Raw genomic sequence first — 2,111 nt, 5'->3', positions numbered from 1 at the left:
ACCCGGAGCAGGCGACGCACCAGGCGGAAATCTCGGCCTACACCACGCACCAGCACCGCGAGGCCGTGGCCGGGGCGATGGCCGTCGCCGCGGCGGCCTCCCTGGCCGCCGCCCCCGAGCCCCCGAACCCGGGCGGCCTGCTGGACGCGGTGGTCGAACTCGTACCGCGCAGCGCCGTCCAGGCCGGACTGCGCCGGGCCCGCGGCATGCTCGACTACGGCGACGCGAACACCGTGGCCGCGGTGCTCGGCTGCGGCCGCCGCACCAGCGCCCACGACACCGTGCCCTTCGCCCTGTGGGCCGCCGCCCGCAACCTCGACTCCTTCGAGACCGCGTTCTGGACCACCGCGCAGGTGGGCGGGGACGTCGACACCACCTGCGCCATCGTCGGCGGGATCGTCGCGTCGGCTGAGCGGGGCGCCCCGCCGGCCGCGTGGCTGGAGCGCGCGGAGCCGCTGCCCGACTGGCTCCCGGCCGGGGAGAAGTGACCGTTCGAGCCCGCTGACGCGTCGCTCCGGACCCGGTCCGGCACCCCGCGTCCGGATCTGACCGGTACCGGGGGCGGACACGGCGGCTCAAGGGGCGTACGCTTGCTCGCGCCATGCCGTACGAACCGCCCACCCACAGCGTCGAGCGCTCGCTCCGTGCCACCACCGGAGCCAAGACCGTCGCCGGAGTCGATGAAGTCGGACGCGGGGCCTGGGCAGGTCCCGTCACCGTGTGCGCCGCCGTCACCGGCCTGCGCCGCGCCCCGGCCGGGCTGACCGACTCCAAGCTGCTGACCCCCAAGCGCCGCACCGTGCTCGCGGCGGAGCTGCTGACGTGGGTCACCGCGCACGCGCTCGGCCACTCCTCGCCGCAGGAGATCGACGAGTTGGGCATGACGGCCGCCCTCAGGCTGGCCGCCGTGCGGGCCCTGGAGGCGCTGCCCGTACGGCCCGACGCGGTGATCCTCGACGGCAAGCACGACTACCTCGGAGCGCCCTGGCGCGTGCGTACGGTCATCAAGGGCGACCAGTCCTGCATCGCCGTCGCCGCGGCCTCCGTGATCGCCAAGGTCACGCGGGACACGATGATGGCCGAACTCGGCGTCGCCCACGCGGATTTCGCCTTCGGCGACAACGCCGGATACCCCTCGCCGGTGCACCAGGCCGCCCTGGCCGAGCTGGGTCCGACCCCGCACCACCGATTGTCCTGGTCCTACCTGGATGCGCTGCCTCGATGGCGGCACCTGAAGCGGGCTCGCAGTGCCCCGGAAACTGCTGCTCTGGAGGCCAGTGGCCAGCTCGGTTTCGATATCTGAGCGGTCCGGCCGCCACCCGCCGACGCGACCCGCACCGGCGTTTGATTAACATCAGCCCATGCCTCTCATCCCCGAGGAGCCTCAGATTCACGAGAGTGTCCCGGGTCCCCGCGCTACTCCGGCCGCCGGCCGCACCGCGCCGACCCCCCGTCCTGTCCCTGGTCCCGGCCCTCGTCCGGCCCCGAAGCGGCCCGGTGTTCCGGGCCCGAGCCGGAGTTCGGCCACGACCCCGTCCCAGCGCACCCCGCGCGATGCGGCGGTGAACACTCCGGCAGCCGATCCGGCCGCCGAAGCCGCCACCGCCTCCCAGGCCGCCGCGACCGCAGTGGCCCAGGCGGCCCCCGCGGCCGCCTCCACGACGCCGCAGATCCAGCTGATCCCCGCCTCCGCGGAGGGGGCTCTGGACGCGGCCGACGAAGCCGTCGACCTGCTGCTGGACTCCGGCCGGGCACCCGGCGAGATCCTGGTGCTCACCACCGGAGACCCGCACCCGTGGGCGGCGCACGAGCTGTCCTTCGGCGAGGCGTCCTACTGGGCGCAGCATGACGCCGGTGACGACGTCTTCCACGCGGCCGCCCCCGCCGAGCGGGCCAAGGCCCGCCCGGTCGTGGTGGTCGCCGTCAACGGTGGTGCGGACGACGCCGTGTCCGCCGCGCTGCCGACGGCGATGGCCCGTGCCGGTGTGCTGCTGATCATCTGCGGTGACCCGCAGCGCATCAACGCCGTGATCTCCACCAGCGTCTAGTACGCGCGCAGAGGCACGCGGCAATCCGCGTCAGCGGACCGTCGGCCGGCCGCCCCCTGTTCC

At 74.5% G+C, this 2,111-nt stretch carries 3 protein-coding genes; all 3 read left to right on the top strand.

The window, feature by feature from the left end; translation table 11 throughout:
- Positions 1-488 (top strand): ADP-ribosylglycohydrolase family protein (locus ACFU99_RS41665; protein ID WP_384403439.1); only part of this gene is annotated, 488 nt, incomplete at its 5' end.
- Positions 489-601: 113 nt separating this feature from the next.
- Complete coding sequence (locus tag ACFU99_RS41660) at positions 602-1,303, top strand: ribonuclease HII (protein ID WP_384403437.1); 702 nt, start codon at positions 602-604, stop codon at positions 1,301-1,303.
- 58 nt (positions 1,304-1,361) lie between these two features.
- The gene (locus ACFU99_RS41655) at positions 1,362-2,048 is read left to right on the top strand and encodes a hypothetical protein (protein ID WP_384403435.1); all 687 of its coding nucleotides are present in this window, start codon (positions 1,362-1,364) and stop codon (positions 2,046-2,048) included.
- The last annotated feature ends 63 nt before the right edge of the window (positions 2,049-2,111 follow it).

The sequence above is a fragment of the Streptomyces sp. NPDC057654 genome (genome assembly GCF_042800135.1).
Classification (GTDB): Bacteria; Actinomycetota; Actinomycetes; order Streptomycetales; family Streptomycetaceae; genus Streptomyces.
The sequence above is the reverse complement of the archived record's forward strand: the minus strand, read 5'-3'. Positions and strand labels throughout refer to the sequence as shown.